At 64.0% G+C, this 20,326-nt stretch carries 17 protein-coding genes; 7 read left to right on the top strand and 10 right to left on the bottom strand.

Annotated features, from left to right (window positions below; genetic code table 11):
* Positions 1–97: 97 nt before the first annotated feature.
* The 3 genes from Q0K23_RS06290 to Q0K23_RS06280 are packed head-to-tail and all read left to right on the top strand — an operon-like array spanning position 98 to position 1,634.
* Positions 98–304, top strand: a complete 207-nt coding sequence (locus Q0K23_RS06290; RefSeq protein WP_294519391.1) for a 4Fe-4S binding protein — start codon at positions 98–100, stop codon at positions 302–304.
* A complete protein-coding gene (locus tag Q0K23_RS06285; protein WP_349231027.1) occupies positions 301–891 on the top strand; it encodes a 4Fe-4S binding protein in 591 nt (196 codons plus the stop codon). Before Q0K23_RS06290 ends, Q0K23_RS06285 begins: the two co-directional genes overlap by 4 nt.
* Before the next feature lie 50 nt (positions 892–941).
* Positions 942–1,634 (top strand): DNA alkylation repair protein, encoded by a 693-nt coding sequence (locus Q0K23_RS06280; RefSeq protein ID WP_294519385.1) that lies wholly within the window; start codon positions 942–944, stop codon positions 1,632–1,634.
* A gap of 47 nt (positions 1,635–1,681) precedes the next feature.
* Here Q0K23_RS06280 and Q0K23_RS06275 read toward each other — a convergent pair whose 3' ends face one another.
* The 7 genes from Q0K23_RS06275 to Q0K23_RS06245 form a co-directional block, all read right to left on the bottom strand.
* Positions 1,682–2,827, bottom strand: a complete 1,146-nt coding sequence (locus Q0K23_RS06275; RefSeq protein ID WP_294519382.1) for a glycerate kinase — start codon at positions 2,825–2,827, stop codon at positions 1,682–1,684.
* Between the two features lie 82 nt (positions 2,828–2,909).
* Positions 2,910–4,181, bottom strand: coding sequence for a nickel-dependent lactate racemase (gene larA, locus Q0K23_RS06270; RefSeq protein ID WP_294519379.1), 1,272 nt, complete (start codon positions 4,179–4,181; stop codon positions 2,910–2,912).
* Positions 4,182–4,303: 122 nt separating this feature from the next.
* The gene (gene pdxA / locus Q0K23_RS06265) at positions 4,304–5,269 is read right to left on the bottom strand and encodes a 4-hydroxythreonine-4-phosphate dehydrogenase PdxA (protein ID WP_294519376.1); all 966 of its coding nucleotides are present in this window, start codon (positions 5,267–5,269) and stop codon (positions 4,304–4,306) included.
* Positions 5,269–6,495 carry a four-carbon acid sugar kinase family protein gene (locus Q0K23_RS06260; protein WP_294519373.1) on the bottom strand — a complete coding sequence of 409 codons (1,227 nt, stop codon included), beginning with the start codon at positions 6,493–6,495 and terminating at the stop codon, positions 5,269–5,271. Before Q0K23_RS06260 ends, pdxA begins: the two co-directional genes overlap by 1 nt.
* A gap of 54 nt (positions 6,496–6,549) precedes the next feature.
* Positions 6,550–7,554, bottom strand: coding sequence for a 2-keto-3-deoxygluconate permease (locus Q0K23_RS06255; RefSeq protein WP_294519370.1), 1,005 nt, complete (start codon positions 7,552–7,554; stop codon positions 6,550–6,552).
* Between the two features lie 178 nt (positions 7,555–7,732).
* Positions 7,733–9,646 carry a sigma-54-dependent Fis family transcriptional regulator gene (locus tag Q0K23_RS06250; protein WP_294519367.1) on the bottom strand — a complete coding sequence of 638 codons (1,914 nt, stop codon included), beginning with the start codon at positions 9,644–9,646 and terminating at the stop codon, positions 7,733–7,735.
* Between the two features lie 36 nt (positions 9,647–9,682).
* Positions 9,683–11,107: a sodium:alanine symporter family protein gene (locus Q0K23_RS06245; protein ID WP_294519364.1), complete on the bottom strand. Its 1,425-nt coding sequence runs from the start codon at positions 11,105–11,107 to the stop codon at positions 9,683–9,685.
* A gap of 99 nt (positions 11,108–11,206) precedes the next feature.
* Between Q0K23_RS06245 and Q0K23_RS06240 the strand changes: the two genes are divergently transcribed.
* From Q0K23_RS06240 to pflA, 4 genes are all read left to right on the top strand, one after another.
* Positions 11,207–12,283 (top strand): glycosyltransferase family 2 protein, encoded by a 1,077-nt coding sequence (locus tag Q0K23_RS06240; protein WP_294519361.1) that lies wholly within the window; start codon positions 11,207–11,209, stop codon positions 12,281–12,283.
* Positions 12,284–12,475: 192 nt separating this feature from the next.
* Positions 12,476–14,560: a formate C-acetyltransferase gene (pflB, locus tag Q0K23_RS06235; RefSeq protein WP_294519428.1), complete on the top strand. Its 2,085-nt coding sequence runs from the start codon at positions 12,476–12,478 to the stop codon at positions 14,558–14,560.
* Between the two features lie 40 nt (positions 14,561–14,600).
* Positions 14,601–14,843: an autonomous glycyl radical cofactor GrcA3 gene (gene grcA3, locus Q0K23_RS06230; protein WP_294519357.1), complete on the top strand. Its 243-nt coding sequence runs from the start codon at positions 14,601–14,603 to the stop codon at positions 14,841–14,843.
* On the top strand, positions 14,830–15,588 hold the full coding sequence (gene pflA, locus Q0K23_RS06225; protein ID WP_294519353.1) for a pyruvate formate-lyase-activating protein: 759 nt from the start codon (positions 14,830–14,832) through the stop codon (positions 15,586–15,588). Before grcA3 ends, pflA begins: the two co-directional genes overlap by 14 nt.
* A 68-nt stretch (positions 15,589–15,656) precedes the next feature.
* On the opposite strand, the gene Q0K23_RS06220 is transcribed toward pflA, so the two are convergent.
* The 3 genes from Q0K23_RS06220 to Q0K23_RS06210 all read right to left on the bottom strand — a co-directional run bounded on the left by Q0K23_RS06220 (position 15,657) and on the right by Q0K23_RS06210 (position 20,299).
* Positions 15,657–18,050, bottom strand: a complete 2,394-nt coding sequence (locus Q0K23_RS06220) for a glycoside hydrolase family 2 TIM barrel-domain containing protein (RefSeq protein ID WP_294519350.1) — start codon at positions 18,048–18,050, stop codon at positions 15,657–15,659.
* A 210-nt stretch (positions 18,051–18,260) separates the two neighbouring features.
* Positions 18,261–19,592, bottom strand: a complete 1,332-nt coding sequence (locus Q0K23_RS06215; RefSeq protein WP_294519347.1) for an ATP-binding protein — start codon at positions 19,590–19,592, stop codon at positions 18,261–18,263.
* Positions 19,589–20,299, bottom strand: a complete 711-nt coding sequence (locus Q0K23_RS06210; RefSeq protein ID WP_294519344.1) for a LytTR family DNA-binding domain-containing protein — start codon at positions 20,297–20,299, stop codon at positions 19,589–19,591. The genes Q0K23_RS06215 and Q0K23_RS06210 overlap by 4 nt, the downstream gene beginning before the upstream one ends.
* Positions 20,300–20,326 lie beyond the last annotated feature (27 nt).

The raw sequence follows: 20,326 nt of genomic DNA, 5'->3' as shown, positions 1-20,326 counted from the left end.
GACAGTCACATACACCGCCCCCCGGTTCCGGTATACTGTACTGGAATCGGGGGGCGTCTGTCCGCCCGCCTGAAATCAGAGAGTTTTGGAGGTCTGTATGCTGTCAAAACGAGTTGCTGAGGTGAATCGGTCGCGCTGCGTGGCCTGTGGGGCCTGTGCAAAGGAATGTCCCAGAGGCGCTGTGGCAGTCCATCGGGGCTGCTTTGCCGCGGTGGAGCCGGTCCGCTGCGTGGGGTGCGGAAAATGCGCCAAGGTCTGCCCTGCGGACTGCATTACACTGCTGGAACGGGAGGGTCAGGCGTGAAAAAGACACATTGGTACGACTATCTCTGGCTCTGGTCCATTCTGTTCTTTGCCCTGGGCTTTTTCAACATCCTGTTTGCCTGGCTGGGCATGATCGACTTTCTCCTCCCCCTGGCCCTGGCCATTTTTGGGGGGAACAAGTTTTTCTGCAACAACCTGTGCGGACGGGGACAGCTCTTCTCCCTCCTGGGAGGACGGCTGAAGCTGTCCCGCGGAAAGCCCGCGCCCCGCTGGATGGCCTCCAAGGGCTTCCGGTACGGATTCCTGGTCTTTTTCCTGGCCATGTTCGGCAACATGCTGTTCCAGACCTGGCTGGTCTTTGCCGGAGCCTCCTCCCTGCGTGAGGTCATCAAGCTCTTCTGGACCATCCGGGTGCCCTGGGGCTGGACCTATACCGCCGGTATGGTCCCCGACTGGGTGGCCCAGTTCAGCTTCGGCTTCTACAGCCTGATGCTCACCTCCCTGCTCATCGGCCTCATTGTCATGGTCCTCTACCGGCCCAGAACCTGGTGCTCCTTCTGTCCCATGGGCACCATGACCCAGGGCGTGTGCAAGCTCCGGAACCGGGGTTGGAAGGAACAGGCCTGACATACCGCGGATTCTGTGCTATACTGGGAGCACATCACAGCGGAAGGGGTATGGATATGGACACCATACAGGAAAAGCTGTTTGCCCTCCAGGATCTGGACTACCGGCAGTTTCAGGCCAAGCTGATGCCCACCGTGGACCCGGAGCGGGTCATCGGTGTGCGGATGCCCGCCCTGCGGAAGCTGGCAAAGGAGCTGAAGGGCACGGCAGAGGCGGAGGCATTTCTCCAGACGCTTCCCCACCACTACTACGAGGAGAACAACCTCCACGGCCTGCTCCTGTGCGCCCGGTCCGGCTATGAGGAGACAGTGGCAGGACTGGATACCTTTCTCCCCCATGTGGACAACTGGGCCACCTGCGACCTGCTCTCCCCCAGGGCCTTCCGCTCCCACCCGCCCCAGCTCCCCGGGCAGATCCGGCGCTGGCTGGACAGCGGGGACACCTACACCGTCCGCTTCGGCCTGGAGATGCTGCTGTCCCTCTATCTGGACGAGTGTTTCCGCCCGGAGTACCTGGACTGGGCGGCGGAGGTGAGGAGCGAGGAGTACTATGTGCGGATGATGGTGGCCTGGTACTTCGCCACCGCCCTGGCCAAGCAGTACGACGCCGCCCTCCCCTATCTGACACTCCGCCGGCTGGACCAGTGGACCTATAACAAGACCATCCAGAAGGCGGTGGAGAGCTACCGCATCACCCCGGAACAGAAGGACGCGCTCCGGGCTCTGCGGTGGAAAAACAGCTGAAAAAAACGGAAGGCCTGACGGCCTTCCGTTTTTCATATCCAGGATGCTCAGCCCTTCAGCTGCTCCGCCGCCTTGATGAGGCGGAGGACATTGTCAGCGGTGAGGGTCATATTCTCCACGCTCTTGTACCGGGAGACCGAGAAGTCCTCGGGCAGGCGATTGATGGAGAACACGGCGGTGACGCCCATGCCGTAGGCCGGGTCGATGTCGTTGTCCGCGCCGCCCACGATGACGGTGACGGGCACGTTCTGGAGCTTGGCCCGCTTGGCCACGCCGATGACCACCTTGCCCCGGAGGGACTGGCTGTCGATCTTGCCCTCGCCGGTAAAGATCATGTCCGCGTCGGCGATGACGTCGGCAAAGCGGACGGTGTCCAGCACGGTCTCAATGCCCATCTGGAGCCGGGAGCCGAAGAAGGCCACCATGCCCGCGCCCATGGCGCCGGCGGCGCCGGAGCCGGGCATGAGGGCGATGTCCTGGCCCAGATCCCGCTGGATGACCTCGGCCAGGTGCTTGATTCCCTCGTCCAGGAAGAGGACCATCTCCGGGTCGGCGCCCTTCTGGGGGCCGAACACGTGGGAGGCGCCGGTGGGGCCGTACATGGGGTTGTCGATGTCGCACATGGTGACGATCTCCACGCCCTCCAGGCTCTTGTCCCGGCCGGACATGTCGATGCGGGCGATCTCGTGGGTGGTGCCGCCGGTGGGCACAAAGGTCTCACCCTTGTCGTTGTAGAACTTCACGCCCACAGCGGCGGCCGCGCCGCAGCCGCCGTCGTTGGTGGAGCTGCCGCCCAGGCCCACGATGATCTTCTTCACGCCCCCGGCCGCCGCGGCCAGGATCAGCTGGCCCACGCCGTAGGTGGTGGTCTTGCGGGGGTCCTTCCGGTCCTCCACCAGGGGCAGGCCGGCACAGGCAGCCATCTCGATGACAGCGGTCTCGCCGTTGTCGATGAGGCCGTAGAAGCCCTCCATGTCCTCAAAGTAGGGGTTCTTGACGGTGACCTTCACCTTCTCGCCGCCCAGGGCGGTGAGGAAGCAGTCCACGCTGCCCTCGCCGCCGTCGGCCACGGGGATGGACACCACCTGGCAGCCCGGGAAGTGCTCGGCCACCTTGCCGCCGATGATCTCGCAGATCTGGGCAGAGGACAGAGTGCCCTTGAAGGAGTCGGGAATCAGGACAACTTTTTTCACATATATTCCCCCTGAAGTGGAAAAGCCCGCCGCCGCACCTGCGGCGGCGGGCTCCCGTTGAATTTTGTCTGCCGGTTCAGGCTCAGATGACGATGACGGACACGCCGTCGGGGATGGCGCAGATGCTGGCGTTGGGGTTGCCCACGATCTCCTCGGCCTTCTTCAGGGCCTCCTCCAGGGAGTGGGCCGGGATCATGTGCAGGTCGGACACCATGTCGTCGGGGGCGTCGGAGATGTAGATGACGGTGGCGCGCATGAGCAGGCGGGCGAAGATCTGGGACTGCCACTGGTCAATGCGGGTCTGGTCCTTGGGGGTGGCCAGGAAGGTGGCCATCATCCGCTTCAGGTCCTTCTCCTCTTTGAAGGTCTTGTAGAACTCGGCGCCGCCGTGGCCGTCGTTGGACTTGGCCAGCATGATGATGACGCCGCCCTCCTTGACGGTGGCCTCGGCCGCGGTCATGCCCTTGACGGCCTGGTAGATGTTCTGGTCCAGGGGGTAGCCGCCGTTGGTGGAGATGACGATGTCGCTCATGACGGCGTCCACCTTGCACTTGGAGCTGAGGAACTCACGACCGGCGATGTGGGCCTGGTCCACGTCGCCGGAGACGGCGTAGATGACCTCCTTGTCGGAGTTGATGACCACGTTGCAGATAAAGGCCAGATGGGCGGCCCGGGCGGCGTAGAGCATGTCGATGTGGATGGGGTTACCGTCCACGATACCGGTGCGGGCCCGGTCGCTGGCGATGAACTCGGCGTTGTGGTTATAGATGACGGTCTTGCGGCTGGCGATGCCGGGCAGGATGCTCTTGCGGCCGCCGGAGAAGCCGGCGAAGAAGTGGGGCTCGATGAAGCCCTCGGCCACCAGCAGGTCGGCCTCCACGGCCAGACGGTCGATGATCAGCTCGCCGCCAGAGGGCAGCTTGCCCAGGCTGACCTGAGTGGGATCGTCGCAGTCGTGGACCACGATCTTCTCCTTCTCCACGATCTCGGGACCGAACTTGTTGATGAGCTCCTCCTTGGTGGTCTCACGGTGGCAGCCGGTGGAGATGAGGATGGTGATGTCGGCGTCGGGGTTGCCCTTGCGGATCTCAGCGAGCATCTGGGGCATGATGATCTTGCTGGGCACGGGACGGGTATGGTCGCTGGCGATGACCACCACCTTCTTCTTGCCCTCAGCCATGACGGACAGCTTGGGGGTGCCGATGGGGTGCTCCAGGGCCTGGCAGACCAGCTCCTCCTGGGACAGCTCAGGCTTGTAGTCGTGCATCTCGGAGGTCAGGACGGCGCTCAGCCGCTCCTGAGGGATGTCGATGGACAGGGTCTCCTTGCCATAAGGGAACTGAATGACGGGCATGGGTATTTCCTCCTTCACTGTGTTGGACGGCAATACAGGGCGGCGCAGGAGCCGCGCCCCACGTAAGAGAGAATGGTGGGGGCGGTCCTGATCGCCGCCCCGCGTACGACCGTCTATGTTTCTCAGAGCTTCTCGCCGATCTCAATGGCCTTGAGCAGGCTGTCCTCTTTTGCAATGCCCTTGCCCGCAATGTCAAAGGCAGTGCCGTGGTCCACGCTGGTGCGCACCACGTCCAGGCCAACGGTGATGTTGACGCCCGAGTCAAAGGCCAGCATCTTCAGGGGGATGTGCCCCTGGTCGTGGTACTGGGCCACCACCATGTCGAACTCGCCCTTTACCGCCCGCAGGAACACGGTGTCCGGCGGCACGGGTCCGGTGACGTTGATGCCCTCGGCCTTGCAGGCCTCAATGGCGGGGCCGATCTCCTTGATCTCCTCGTCGCCAAAGATGCCGTTCTCGCCCGCGTGGGGGTTGAGGCCGGCCACCGCGATGCGGGGATTCTCGTATCCCACCTTTTTCAGGGTGTCCCAGGACAGGTGGATCACGTCCATCTCCCGCTGCTTGGTGCACAGGTCGCAGGCCTGGCGGAGGGAGACGTGGGTGGTGACATGGATGGCCTTCAGCTTGTCGCTCCACAGCAGCATGGCGAAATGGTCGCCGTGGGTGAATTCGCCAAAGATCTCCGTGTGGCCGGCGTAGTTGTACCCGGCCAGGTGGAGGGCCTCCTTGTTGAGGGGGGCGGTGACCACGGAGGTGATCTCCTTGGCCAGGGCCGCGTCAATGGCCGCCTTCACGTAGAGGAAGGCGCACTTGCCGCCTGTGGCGCAGACCTTACCCACCGTAATGTCCTCCAGGGCGATGGGATTGGGGTCCACCACGTTGAGGCAGCCGTCTGCCGCCTCCGCCCCGTGGGAGACTGTACGGATGGTAAAGCCGTAGCCGAACTTCTCGTTGTAGTGCGCCAGCAGCGCGGCGCTGCCGAAGACCAGGCAGCGGTCCAGGTAGTCGCCTCTGGTTTTCAGGGCTTTCAGAATGATTTCCGGGCCGATCCCGCAGGGATCGCCCATGGTAATGCCAAAACGAGCCATTACTCGGGGATCACCTCCTTCAGTTTTCTCAGTGCAAAGGTGATGGCGTCCTCCTTGCCGAAGGCGCCCGCCTTGGTGACCACCTTCAGCCCGGCGAAGGGACCGCCGGACAGGCGCATCATGGGGATGCCCACCGCGATCTCGGTGACAATGGAGGAGCCCAGGCTCCGGGCCTCCATGAAGAAGCCCAGGGCGGTGTCGCCGCCGGTGAGGAACAGGCCGGACACCGGGGTCTGTTCCAGGATGAGCCGGGTCATCCCGCCCATGACCATCTGGGTGTAGCCGCTGACCTGCTCCCGGTTCAGGTTCAGCTTCTCGCCCACCGCCACCGAGCGGTCCAGCTCGGCCCGGTTGCAGGAGGCGGAGGAGGCCAGGATGGCGTCCTTGCCCTCCTTCAGCAGCGCCACGGTCTGCTCCACGTAGGTCTCCAGCTTCTGCTCGCCGGTGAGCAGCTCGGGAATGGGCACGCTGACCAGGGGGATGCCCTCACCGGCGGCAAAGTTGACCTGCTCCCGGCTGACAGCGCTGACGCTGGCCACCACGGCCAGGGCCGGGGGCACGTCCACCTCCACGCCCAGCAGATGGTCCGCCATGGCGGCGGTGCCCACCCACAGCGTCCGCTTTCCGGTGGCCACAGCCGCCCGGATGACAGAGCGCAGGTCCGCGTTGGTGGCGCTGTCGCAGGTGAAGACCCGACCGCCGGAGAAGTCGATCTCCCCGGCGGACACCTTGTCCTCGGAGATATGGGTCACCGGCTCGTCGTACACCGCCTGAAGCAGCTTGGTGATGTTGTCCTCCGTGACAGGGGTCTTGGGGTCCTTGGCCAGCTCGGTGCGGGTGATGGGGATTCCCTTGAGCAGGTGCACGCCCCCCACCGTGGTGCGGCCCAGGTCGGGCAGGGCCGGGGCAAAGACCACCAGCTCGCTGCCGTACAGCTGATCCACGGCCTTGATCTCGGCGGCCACGCTGCCCCGGAGGGTGGAGTCCACCTTTTTCATCACCCGGCCGAAGGACGTCAGGTCCACGCCCTTCAGTCCGGCGCGGACCGCGGCGGCAGCCTCCTCCGGCCCCAGGGCCCTGGACTCGGTGTCCAGGACGAAGGAGCCCTCGGAGGCGATAAAGTCGCTGGAGAAAACCACGCTGGTGGGGACGCCCCGCCGCTTCAGCTGTACGCCTGTGTCATTGGCGCCGGTAAAGTCATCCGCAACGATCAGATATCTGTTCAACGGGGTTCCCTCCTATGTACGAATCGTATACGTCTGTGCTGTCCGGACGGCCAATCAGACCATCTCGCCGTCAATGGCAGCCTTCTCCCGGTTGTCATCCACATAGCGCTCGGGGTGCTTCTTCCGCTCCACGCGGTCCAGGAAGGTGACCAGCAGGGGGCAGAGGATGGCGGTGACGATGATGGCGGCGGAAATCTGGACGGTGGCGGAGGCGGCCACAATGGCCAGAGTGGGGTCTGCGTTGGCCAGAGCCTCAGGGGTAGCGGCGGCGTTGCCGGCGGTGGTGCCGATGGCGGCGCCCACCTGGGGACGCTTCACGCGGCCGATCTTATACACCAGGTAGCCGATGAGGCCGGTGACAGCGGTGCAGACCACGCCCAGCAGGATGCCGGGGAGACCGGCGCTGATCAAGTTGGTGAAGGTGAGGCCGGCGCCCAGAGGGAAGGCGAAGAAGGGGATCATGATGGTGGCGCCGGGGGCGCAGAACTCCCGGATGTCCTCGTCGATGTTGCCCAGGATGCAGCCAACCACGATGGGGAGCACGCAGCCAACCAGGGTCATGAAGGGGATGTCGGCCATACCGGTGGCGCCCAGGGCCACCATGGTGAAGAAGGGACCGTCGTTGATGGACAGGATGGACACGGCGCCCACGTCGGTCTCGTCGCCGAACTCACCGGCCAGAGCGGCGTACAGGCCGCCGTTGGAGTTGGAGATGGCGCCCACGATGGCCAGAGGCGCGATGCCCAGGATGCCGTTGGGACCCCAGATCTTGTTGACCAGCACGCCCAGGATAATGCCCAGGCCGACCTTGACAACGGTCAAGACCACGCCCTTGGCCAGGGGGATACCGGCCCGCTTGACGTTGATCTGCGCGCCGTTGCAGAACAGGAACACTGCCAGGATGGGCATGGCGCCCGACTTCCACAGGTAGGACGTGAAGGTGCCGCTGCCGCCCAGGGTGATCAGGCCGGGCAGCCAGGTGTTGAAGGCAGCACCCAGAAGCAGGGGGACGATCATCAGACCGCCGGGGACTTTCTTGACCATTTTCAGAATATGCATTACGAAATCCCTCCTATTCAGCTTTGCCCGTCTCTCTCCGGGCCACGTACTATGTTTCAATGCAAATCCTGTGCCAAGTCGAAAACCCCTTATTTCCAGGAATTTTATGAACAAACTGCAAACAAGTGTTTAATATTGCAACGCATTTGTGTTTTAATTTGCAACTCATGTTGCTTTTTTAAACAGTACTTGTCTGCTCCTTGAGTCTTCTCCATAGAGTTGTATGATTTATGCCAAGAATTTCACAAGTCTTTTGGATATTTCCCCCTGTCCTCTGATAGACCATCTCAATGTACTTCTGCTCCAGGCTCCGCAGATCCAGCCCGTCCCAGTCAGGCGGGAGCACGTCGGTGCACACCGGCGCGCTCTCCTGCGCCGGCGGCTGGGCGGAGCGGTTCTCCGCCTCCCGCTCGGCCAGGATGGCGTCAAAAGAGGACAGGATGACGCACCGCTCGATGAGCCCCTCCAGCTCCCGGATGTTGCCCTCATACTTCCGGTTGAGCAGATAGCGCTCCACATCCGGGGTGGGCTCCAGCAGGGGCTTGCCGTATTTCTCCGAGTATTTGCGGATAAAGTAGCGGGTCAGGGCGGGGATGTCCTCCCGGCGGCGGTCCAGGGGCGGGATGCGGAGGGTGAGCACGTTGATGCGGTAGTACAGGTCCTTGCGGAACCGGCCCTCCTCCATCTCCCGCTTCAGGTACTTGTTGGAGGCGGTGATGATCTTCACGTCAATGGGGATGACCCGGCCGCCGCCCAGGCGCATGACCTGCTTCTCCTGGAGCACCCGGAGCAGGCGGCCCTGGAGCTCCATGGGGATCTCGCTGATCTCATCCAGGAACAGCGTGCCGTTGTGGGCCAGCTCGAACATGCCGGTCTTGCCCTTTTTCCGTGCGCCGGTGAAGGAGCCCTCCTCATATCCGAAGAACTCGCTCTCGATCAGAGACGGGGCGATGGCCGCGCAGTTCACCGCCACAAAGGGCCCCAGGTGGCGGCGGCTGTAGTTGTGGATGCTCTGGCAGAACAGCTCCTTGCCCACGCCGGAGGCGCCGCAGATGTGGATGGGGGTATCGTACATGGCGAATTTCTTGGCGGTCTTGATGCACTCGGCGATCTGGCGGCTGGCGTAGACGATGTCGTCAAAGGTGTACTTGGCGATAAACCCCTTCTCGCTCATGGAGCGTCGGATCTTCTCCTCCAGGTTCTGCACCTCGGTGACGTCCTGGAAGGTGGCCACCGCCCCCTTCACCTCCCCGTCCACCGTGATGGGCACCCGGTTGGTGACGATACGGGAGTCCCACAGGTTCTGCAACTCCCCCAGCTGGGGGATTCCGGTGGCCAGGATCTCGGGCAGCTTGGTGTTGGGCACCACGTCGGAGATGAGCCGTCCCCTGGCCCGCTCCTGGGGCACACCGAACACCTGCTCCGCCCGGCGGTTGTAAACCGTAATCTTCTCGTTCTCATCGATGGCGATGATGGCGTCGTGGACAAAGTCGGTGATGGTGGCGATCTGCTGGGCCCGGCGCTTCTCCTCTTTCGTGGCCCGGAGGATCCGCCGGGCCTCCTGGATGGCGGTGTGGATGGAGGCCTTCTGGGACTGGATCATGATGCCGTTGCAGTTGAGCTCCCGGATGATGCGGGTGATATTGGCGTCGCCGATGTAGGTCTTGATGCCCCGGCGCTTGTGGTCCTCAATGACGGCGTAGATGTCGCTCTCCCGCTTCAGCTCCACCAGCACCACCGGGTTGGGCAGCAGTTTGCGCAGCAGGTCGTACCCGTCCACCACGTTGGAATAGCCCACCACACCGATGGTCTCGTTGGGGTCGTCCACCTGCTCAAAGCTCTGGAGCACGTCGTAGGCCGACACCTTGATCTCCACCACCGGGATGGGGAAGGCCTCCTTCACCAACTGGTAGGTGCCGCCCCGGCTGACGATCAGCTCGGCGCCCTGGGCGATGGCCTGGCGGGCCACCTCCACACCCTCGCTCATGCTGCCCAGCAGCACCTCCACGTTGTGGTAGCCCTGCTCCCGGACGATCTCCTCCGCCCGCTCCTTCATCTCCCGCAGGGGCGTCAGCACCACGATCTCCTTCACAGCTCTCTCTCCTTCCGGGGAACCCGAATTCTGATTTCAGTATAGCGATTTCCCTCTGGAAATGCAAGAAAGAGCCTGTTTTCTCCCCCTTTCCCCCACCCACGTCCGCCACAGCGCCAGGGCCTCCGGCGAGAGCAGCAGGATAGCCGTCAGGTTGGGCAGGGCCATGAGGCCGTTGAAGATGTCCGCCATCTGCCACACGGCGGACATGTCCCCCGCGGCCCCCACCGCGATCATCACCAGGAACACCGACCGGTAGGCCGGACGCAGCCGGTGGGAGCCGGTGAGGTACTGGAGCCCCCGCTCGCCGTAGTAACTCCAGCCCAGCAGGGAGGTGAAGGCGAAGAGCAGCAGGCACACCGCCACGAATGCCCCGCCCCATGGGCCGTACACCGTGGAAAAGGCGGCGGCGGACAGGGGCGCGCCCAGCATGGCGTCGGACACCGTGCCATTTTGGATGGCGGCCAGGGCATCCGCCGGGTGGTAGACGCCGGTGGTGAGGATGACCAGGGCGGTCATGGTACACACCACCAGGGTGGCCACAAAGACCTCAAAGATGCCCCACATGCCCTGCTCGGCGGGCTCCTTCACGTCAGAGGCGGCGTGGGCCATGGCCGAGGAACCCATGCCCGCCTCGTTGGTGAACACCCCCCGGGCCACGCCGTACCGCATGGCCCGGGCCATGCCGTAGCCCAGGCCGCCGCCCACCGCCGCCGACGGGGTCAGGGCCCCGGTGACAATGGCCTCCAGCGCCCCGGGCAAAGCGGAGGCGTTGACCGCCAGCACCACCGCGCTGCCGCCGATGAACAGCAGGGCCATGGCGGGCACCAGCTTCTCGCTCACCGCGCCGATGCGGCCGATGCCCCCCAGGATGACCGCTCCGGTGAGGACTGCCGTCACCACCCCCACCGCCAGCCGGTCCCAGCCGAAGCTGTGCTCCAGCGCGGTGGCAATGGAGTTGGCCTGGACCATGTTGCCGCCCCCCAGGGAGGCCCCCACGCAGCACAGGGAGAACAGGCAGGCCAGCCCCCGGCTGCCCAGGCCGTGCTCCATATAGCACATGGGTCCCCCCTGCCAGCCCCCCTCGGGGGATGGCTCCCGGTAGCGGACGGCCAGGATCTTTTCCAGGCAGCCCGTCATCATGCTCAGAAAGGCGGACACCCACATCCAGAACACCGCCCCCGGACCGCCGTAGAAGATGGCGGTGGCCACCCCGGCGATGCTGCCCGTACCGATGGTGGAGGCCAGGGCGGTGGACAGGGCCTGGAGCTGGGTGATGCCCCGGCCCCTCTTTTTCTTATTTCCCAGGAATACCGACCCCAGGGTGGTCCTGAGCCACAGCGGCAGCCCGAAGAGCTGGAAAAACCCCGTCCGCACCGAACAGTACAGCCCCGCCAGCAGAAACAGCCCCAGCAGCCACGGGTTCCATATAAAGTCCCCCAGCCGCTCCAAAAACGCCATGGTACCACCTCCTCTGTCCACGGGTATGCGCTCCACGGTGGAATTATGAGGGCAGCCGCATAGGATGGAGGGAGTCTGGAAAACTGGGAGGGGACGCCTGTGTGTACCATCAGCCTGTGTATGATCGTGAAGGATGAGGAGGCCGTGCTGGGCCGGTGCCTGGAGAGCGCAGCGGATCTGGTGGACGAGATCATCATTGTGGATACCGGCAGCGCCGACGGGACCAAGGACATCGCCCGGCGGTTCACGGACAAGATCTTTGACTTTTTATGGGTGGACGACTTCGCCGCCGCCCGGAACTTCTCCTTTGACAAGGCCGGCGGCGACTACTACATGTGGCTGGACGCGGATGACGTGATCGAGGCGCCCGACCGGGTCCGGTTCCGGGCCATGCGGGAGGCGCTGCTACCGGAGGCCGACGTGGTCATGCTGCCCTACCACACCGCCTTTGACCCCCAGGGACAGCCCACCTTTACCTATTACCGGGAGCGGGTGGTGCGCAACGACCCCCGCTTCCGCTGGACCGGGGCGGTCCACGAGGCCATCACCCCTGCCGGCCAAGTCCGCTGGTCCGACGCGGCGGTGAGCCACAAAAAGGAGGGTTCCGGAGACCCGGACCGCAATCTGCGCATCTACGAGGCCCAGATGGCCGCGGGCAAGGCTCTGGACCCCAGAGGACAGTTCTACTACGCCCGGGAGCTGTGGTATCACGGCCGCTTTGCCGACGCGGCGGCGGAGCTGACCGCCTTTCTGGACAGCGGGAAGGGCTGGCTGGAGAACGAGATCGACGCCTGCCGCCTGCTGTCCAAGTGCATGGCCGCCCTGGGCCGGGGGGAGGACGCCCTCGCTCCCCTGCTCCGCAGCCTGGCCCTGGACACCCCTCGGGCCGAGGTGTGCTGCGATATCGGCGGCTGGTTTTTAGCCCGGGCGCGGTGGCGGCAGGCCGCCTTCTGGTATGAGCTGGCCCTCACCCGGAAGCGGGACGACACCTCCGGCGCCTTCGTCTCCCCTGACTGCTACGGCTACCTGCCTGCCATTCAGCTGTGCGTCTGCTGGTACCACCTGGGGGACGTGGAGAAGGCCAAAGCCTTCAACGAGCTGGCCGCGTCCTTCCGCCCCGAGGACCCATCTGTCCTCCACAACCGGACATTTTTCTCTTCTTTGTCTCCTGTTTGACGTTCCTTGACAACCTCCCCCCAAAAAGGGTATACTTTTTCGGTCGAATGTCTATTTTTACAACTCGCTTTACGCTGCTCTTGACGAATCCATACCAAAATAGTATAATTAGCATAAGCTAACCATTGCGGTATTGCAATCCGCCCGGCAACCAAATCTGTACCAAAGGAGACTTCTATGGAAGAAACGCGTATCGTACCGGAGTGGGACTCCTTCACCCCCGGCGTGTGGCAGAAGGAGATCAATGTCCGGGACTTCATCCAGAAGAATTACACCCCCTATGACGGCGACGAGTCCTTCCTGGCCGGTCCCACCGAGGACACCAAGGCCCTGTGGGACCAGGTCATGGACCTGTCCCGCCAGGAGCGGGAGAAGGGCGGCGTGCTGGACATGGACACCAGCATCGTCTCCACCATCACCTCCCACGGGCCGGGCTATCTGGACAAGCGCAGAGAGAAAATCGTGGGCTTCCAGACCGACAAGCCCTTCAAGCGGGCCCTGCAGCCCTACGGCGGCATCCGCATGGCGGTGAAGGCCTGTGAGCAGAACGGCTACCATGTGGACCCCCAGATCGTGGAGTTCTTCACCAAGCACCGCAAGACCCACAACGAGGGCGTATTCGACGCCTACACCCCCGAGATGCGGGCCTGCCGCTCCAGCCACATCATCACCGGCCTGCCCGACGCCTACGGACGGGGCCGCATCGTGGGCGACTACCGCCGCGTGGCCCTCTACGGCGTGGACCGGCTCATTGAGGACAAGCAGCACCAGAAGGACACCACCCGCATCATCATGTACTCCGGCGTCACCCGGGAGCGGGAGGAGCTGAGCGAGCAGATCAAGGCCCTCAAGGAGCTCAAGGAGCTGGGGCAGATCTACGGCTTTGACATCTCCCGGCCCGCCGCCAACGTGCAGGAGGCCATCCAGTGGCTCTACTTCGGCTACCTGGCCGCCATCAAGGAGCAGAACGGCGCGGCCATGAGCCTGGGCCGCACCTCCACCTTCCTGGACATCTACGCCCAGCGGGACCTGGCCGCCGGCACCTTCACCGAGGAGCAGATCCAGGAGTTTGTGGACCACTTCATCATGAAGCTGCGGCTGGTCAAGTTCGCCCGCACCCCCGAGTACAACGCCCTCTTCTCCGGCGACCCCACCTGGGTCACCGAGTCCATCGGCGGCATGGGCATCGACGGCCGGAGCATGGTCACCAAGATGTCCTACCGCTATCTCCACACCCTGGAGAACCTGGGCACCGCCCCCGAGCCCAACCTGACGGTGCTCTGGTCCACCCGGCTGCCTATCAACTTCAAGCGCTTCTGCGCCAAGACCTCCATCCTCTCCTCCTCCATCCAGTACGAGAACGACGACCTGATGCGGGTCACCCACGGCGACGACTACACCATCGCCTGCTGCGTGTCCAGCATGCGGGTGGGCAAGGAGATGCAGTTCTTCGGCGCCCGGGCCAACCTGGCCAAGTGCCTGCTGTACGCCATCAACGGCGGCGTGGACGAGATCTCCAAGAAGCAGGTGGGCCCCAAGTACCGGCCCATCACCAGCGAGTACCTGGACTACGACGAGGTGATTGACCGCTTCCAGGACATGATGAAGTGGCTGGCCAGCGTGTACGTCAACACCCTGAACATCATCCACTACATGCACGACAAGTACTGCTACGAGCGCATCCAGATGGCCCTCCACGACCGGAACGTGAAGCGGTGGTTCGCCACCGGCATCGCCGGGCTGTCCGTGGTGGCCGACTCCCTGTCCGCCATCAAGTACGCCAAGGTGCGCACCATCCGGGACGAAAACGGCATCGTGGTGGACTATGAGGTGGAGGGCGACTTCCCCAAGTACGGCAACGACGACGACCGGGTGGACTCCATCGCCTACAACGTGGTCCAGGGCTTTATGGACTACGTCCGGGGCAACCACACCTACCGGGGCGGCATCCCCACCACCTCCATCCTGACCATCACCTCCAACGTGGTCTACGGCAAGAACACCGGCTCCACTCCCGACGGCCGGAAGGCGGGCGAGCCCTTCGCCCCCGGCGCCAACCCCATGCACCGCCGGGACACCCACGGCGCCGTGGCCTCCCTCAGCTCGGTGTCCAAGCTGCCCTTTAAGGACGCCCAGGACGGCATCTCCAACACCTTCTCCATCATCCCCGGCGCCCTGGGCAAGGACGACCAGATCTTCTTCGACGACGCCATCACCTTTGAGATGGACCCGGACTGCGCCTGCTGCGAGCCCAACCTGAGCGACGAAGAGGAGTAAAACCGTACTTCATTCATCCCCCCGAAAGGAGCAAAGTTCCATGAACGTCACCGATTCCCAGATCGACAACCTGGTCTCCCTGCTGGACGGCTACGCCGAAAAGGGCGGCCACCATCTCAACGTCAACGTGTTCACCAAGGAGACCCTGCTGGACGCCCAGGCCCACCCGGAGAGGTACCCCCAGCTCACCGTCCGGGTGTCCGGCTACGCGGTCAACTTCCACAAGCTGACCAAGGAGCAGCAGGACGAGGTCATCGCCCGCACCTTCCATGAGAGCATGTAACACCGGCCGCATCCACTCGGTGGAGAGCTTCGGCACGGTGGACGGCCCCGGCGTCCGCTTTGTGGTGTTCTTCCAGGGCTGCCCCATGCGCTGCCTCTACTGCCACAACCCGGACACCTGGGCCACCGAGGGCGGCACCGAGATGACGGTGGACGAGCTGCTGGCCGCCTACGAGCGGAACAAGGGCTTTTACCGCCGGGGGGGCATCACCGCCACCGGCGGAGAGCCCCTGCTCCAGCTGCCCTTCCTCACTGCGCTGTTCACCGCCGCTAAAGAGCGGGGCATCCACACCTGCCTGGACACCTCGGGCATCGTGTACCGGCCTGAGCGGCAGGGGGAGTTCGACGCCCTCTTCGCCGTCACCGACCTGGTGCTGCTGGACGTGAAGCACGCCATCCCGGAGGGCCACCGCAACCTCACTGGCCACGACCAGGCCCCGGTGCTCTCCTTCGCCCGGGCTCTGGACCGGGCAAAGGTGCCCATGGTGGTGCGCCATGTGGTGGTGCCCGGCCTTACCGACGCCCCCCAGGAGCTGAAGGCCCTGGGCAGGCTCCTCGCCCCCTTCCGGAACCTGAAGGGGCTGGAGGTGCTGCCCTACCACACCATGGGCGCGGCCAAGTATGAGGCGTTGGGCATCCCCTATCCCCTCTCCGGCGTGCCCGCCATGGATAAGGACAAGGGCCGGGCCGCCCGGGACACCATCCTGGCCGAACTCCGCCAGGCCCACAGCGAAATGCGGAAATAAACTGCACAAAGCCCGGCTTCCCAATGGGAAGCCGGGCTTTCTGTCTGTATACGGTTTCGATGCCCCGTTCAGTCTCTGTCGGCAGAGGCGGCCTTCACCTGGAAGGTCAGCTCCACCGGCTGGGTCTGGGGGGCGGTGATGCGCAGGGTGGCGGCGCCCGTCCGGCCGGTGGTCCTGACGTAGGTGCCGCACATGCCGCCGTCAGAGCAGACCGTGTCCGGCCCGATGAGCTCCACAGGCCCGGACACCTCGAAGTGGACGGGCAGCTGGGCGTAGGGGGCGGTGGAGCCGTTCTCGTCCGCGATACGCACCCGGATGGCGGCGGCGTCGTAGGTGTCCCCCTCGGTGAGGGTGGAGGCGCTCACGTCGGCGCGGATGCTCAGTTTGGCGTTGGAGGACTTGGAGATCTCAGCCACCACCTTGCCGTCCTTCACCGCCTGGAAGCGGTACACCGGCGCGGAGGTGCCCCAGTTCTCAAAGTATTTGGCGTACAGCCGGGAGAAGGTGCCCGGACCGGCCAGATAGCGCACCGCCCGCAGACCGGTCTTGAGGATGTACTTGGCCGGGATCTTCACGCCGAAGCGCTGGATGGCCAGCAGGGAGTCCTTGAGGGCCTCGGCCTTGCGGTGGCTCCAGCCCTCCCCCTTCTCGATGGCGTCGCCGATGGTGTCGTTGAAGGGGATGGGCGGGTGCTTCAGGTGCTTCCAGCGCTTGCCGGTGGGGCGGTACTCGCCCAGCAGGCGGTCGTCCCGCCAGACCCGGACAAAGTCGGCGTTGGTGAAGATGTAGTTGTCTCCAATGCTGCCGGCGGGATAGTCGCCGATGTCCATCTCGGAGCCCACCGCCAGCACCGGCGCGCCGTCCCCGGCGGAGGAATACACCGCCGCGGCCAGCTTGTGGTTGCGGAACATGTCCAGCACGCCGTGGTAGCAGATGCGGTCGCCGGAGCCGAAGTCGCCGTGGGTGTAGTAGTCGGCCATGCACCAGCCGAAGCCGCCCGCCACCTCGTCCTTTCCGTAGATGGCGTCCAGCACGGTGGCAAACCGCAGGGCGTGGTCCAGCCGGTTGGCGGCGGTGTCAAAGGATTTTGTGGGGTACATGTGGCCGTTGTACTCGCTGATCAGATATCCCTTCTCCTTGCCCGGGGAGATGAGCCACTTGGGCAGCAGACCGGCGTTGTTGCCGGCGTGGGAGAAGTCGTTGAAGGCGTACACGTCCTCCAGCAGGCTGCTCTTCCAGAGGTACCGCACGCCGCTGGTCTGGCGGGAGGGGTCCAGCTCATGGGCGATGGCGTTGGTGCGGGTGTAGAAGGGGTCGTCGTCCTGGGACTCGTTGATGCGCACGCCCCACAGCACAATGGAGGGGTGGTTGCGGTACTGGAGGACCATGTCCCGGGTGTTGTCACAGGCCACGTCCTTCCAGTGCTCGCCGCCGATGTGCTGCCAGCCGGGCATCTCGGTGAACACCAGCAGGCCCAGCTCGTCGCAGGCGTCCAGGAAGTGGTGGGACTGGGGGTAGTGGCTGGTGCGCACCGCGTTGCACTGGAGCTCATACTTGAGGATCTCCGCGTCGTGGCGCTGGACCGAGGCGGGCATGGCGTAGCCCACGTAGGGGTAGCTCTGGTGCCGGTTCAGGCCCCGGATCTTCAGCTTCTTCCCGTTGAGGTAGAAGCCGTCCTTCTCAAAGCGGGCGGTGCGGAAGCCGAAGCGGACCTTCTTCACGTCCAGCACAGTACCGGCGGCGTCCTTCAGGGCGGCCTCCAGGGTGTAGAGGGCGGGGCTGTCGGGGGACCAGGGCTGTGCGCCGGCCACCTGACAGGAGAAATCGCGGATGGCCTCCGCCGCCTTGGCCGCGCCGGTAAAGACGGTCCGGCCCGCGCCGTCCAGAATGGTCAGGCCCACCGTGTCCGCCAGGGCGCTGTTCTCCACCGCCAGGTCCACCAGGGCCTTGTCCAGCTCCGGGGTGCGGACGAACACGTCGGACAGGAAGGCGGGCTCCTTCACCTCCAGGTACACCTCCCGGTAGATGCCGCCGAAGGTCATATAGTCGATGACGTGGCCGAAGGGGGGCTGGTCCAGGCTCTCCCGGGTGTCCAGCTTGACGGCCACTGTGTTCTCCTTCCCGTACGCCACCAGATCGGTCAGCTCCACGGTGAAGGCGGTGTAGCCGCAGGAGTGGCTGGCCGCCTCCCTGCCGTTGACGTACACGGTGGCCTGGTGGGCCGCGCCCTCCAGGGTGAGGAAGAGGCGCTTGCCCTGCCACTGCTCCGGCACGTCAAAGGTCCGGCGGTAGCCGCACACCATCTGGTAGTCGTGCTCGTCGGCATAGTGGAGAGGGAGCATCTTGCAGGTGTGGGGCAGCCGCACCATAGTGCTCTCCCCCGCTCCGTTGAGGAACGCCTCGTCAAAGGTCTCGGTAAACGCCCAGTCGTTGTTCCACGGAATGCGTCTTGTCAAATCCATCTTCCCCTTTACTCATTCTTCTCAGCCCGGCGCTCTCTCCGGCGCTGTTTTTGCCTGCATACAGAGTAGCACAAAAAATTTTCCCAGGGACAACGTGCCCGTGAACAGTTGGTTTTCTCCCGCAAGCCGCCGCTCGAACTGCTGAAAAGCACAAAAATAAACCCGGACTTTTTGGATATTCCTCCAAGTCCGGGCTTTAGGGAGTCTCTTCTATTCACTTAATGGGAGCAGGATCCGTAGTTCGAACCACGCTCCCTTGGCGGCCACCGTGGCCGAGCCGCCGTATTTCTTTGCCGTCTGGCGGATGCTCTTCAGGCCATAGCCGTGGTTCCGGCTGTCCGCCTTGGTGGTGATGGGCAGATCGCCGTCAAATTTCAGCTCTCCCGCGTAGGTGTTCTCCAGCCGGATGTGGACAAAGCCCTTTTGCCGCGCCACCGACAGGTGAATCAGCCGCTTCTCCAGGTCCTGCACCTTCTCCACGCTCTCGATGGCGTTGTCCAGGGCGTTGCCGAACAGGGTGCACAGGTCCATCTCGTCCATGAAGTCCAGCAGCGTGCCGTCCACCACGCTGGTCAGGCTGATGTCGTGCTGCTGGCAGTAGAGGCTCTTGCTGGTGAGCACTGTGTCCAGCACCTGGTTGCCCGTCTTGTTCTGGGCCTCGTAGGCCTTGATCTCCTCCTCCATCCGGTCCAGATAGGCGTTTTTCTTCTCTGTGTCCGCCTCCGCCCGGAGCACCGCGATCTGGTGCTTCAGGTCGTGGTACTTCCGGTTGATGAGCTCGATGCTCTCCTGGCTCTGCTGGTACTGGGTGTACTGGGCCTGGAGCACATTCTGGAGGGCGTCCACCTCCCGCCGGGCGTGGAGCTCGGAGAGCTGGACGTGGTAGCCGTGGAGGATGGCCATGCCCCCCAGGTCCACCAGGGTGCGGATGTTGAAGATCTCATAGACCCCCTGGCCGGAGAAGGGCGTGTTTTCCGTCACATAGCTCAGGTTGCTCAGGCCGTAGATGGCCGCGGCGATGGCAATGGAGGACCACATCTCCCGGGTGGTCAGCTCGGCGCTCTGGAGCGCCACATCGCTGTTCCGCCGCCGGAACTCCAGCAGATACACCAGCCCGAACACCGCCAGGTAGGTGCCCAACAGGACCGCCCACCGCATCAGGTAATTGGTGCCCTGTCCCTCTCCCGCAAAATACCAGTAGTAGCTGTACAGCTGCCACTCCAGGGAGGCGGCAAATTCCGCGATGATAAAGACCCGGACGCAGCAGTAGGCCGCGTTTTTCAGGGGGATACGGCAGCACAGCGCCAAAAATCCGAACATCATCAGCACTGCGCCGATAATACAGGGCAGGAACCAGCCCACAGGCAGATTGCCCGTCAGCCCGAGGAAGACGCACAGCACCGCCAGGAAGCCCCCCGCCGCACTCCACAGCTTCACGCCGTGGAACCGTTTGGGCAGCTGGGCCACGCAGACCATGCAGGCGGTCCACTCGGCCAGCGCGGTGTGGATTCGCGGGATGTTCCCCAGCAGCTCCTCGTTCATTTGCTCACCTCGCCCAGATAGTTGTTCAGGGCGTCCAGGAACGCCTTCTTTCTGGCCCGGCTCACCTGCACAATCTCCCCATGGACAACGGCACTGTCCTCCCTGATGCTGTCCACGTGCTCCAGGTTCACCAGATATCCCTTGTTGCAGCGGAAAAAGGCGCACTCCCCCAGGGTCTTTTCTGCCTCCCGCATGGTGCCGGTGGTGGTGATGAGCCCCTCGTCCGTGTGGTAGATGAGATCGTGATCCCGCACCTCCACAAACCACAGCCGGGACACGTCCAGCTTTCTGGTGCCGCCCCGCATGCTCACCGTCAGGTACTTCCGGGCCCGGTTGCCCAGCCGCTCCAGCGCCCGGTCGATCCGCTGAGAGAAAGCGAAATAGGTCAGGGGCTTGAGCACATAGTCCAGCGCGTCCACCGCATAGCCCTTGATGGCGTACTGGGGGGAGTTGGTGATGAAGATGATGATGACCTCCGGGTCCACCTTCCGGATCTCCTCGGCGGCGGTCATCCCGTCCATAAAGCGCATCTCAATATCCATGAGGATCACGTCGTACTCGCTCCTGTAGCCCAGGGCGATCTCGTCCCCGTCGGAAAACACCGTGATCTGGAGCCGCTCTCCCCGCTCCCGCTCGTAGCGGGAGAGGAACGACCGAAGGGTCTCCACATAGCTCTCCTCGTCCTCTACCAGGGCAATCCGTATCATGGCTGACGCCTCCTCCGGTTGGTACTT

Source organism: uncultured Pseudoflavonifractor sp., from assembly GCF_944387275.1.
In the GTDB taxonomy this organism is placed as follows: Bacteria; Bacillota; Clostridia; order Oscillospirales; family Oscillospiraceae; genus Pseudoflavonifractor; species Pseudoflavonifractor intestinihominis.
This window is presented reverse-complemented; position numbering and strand designations above follow the sequence as displayed.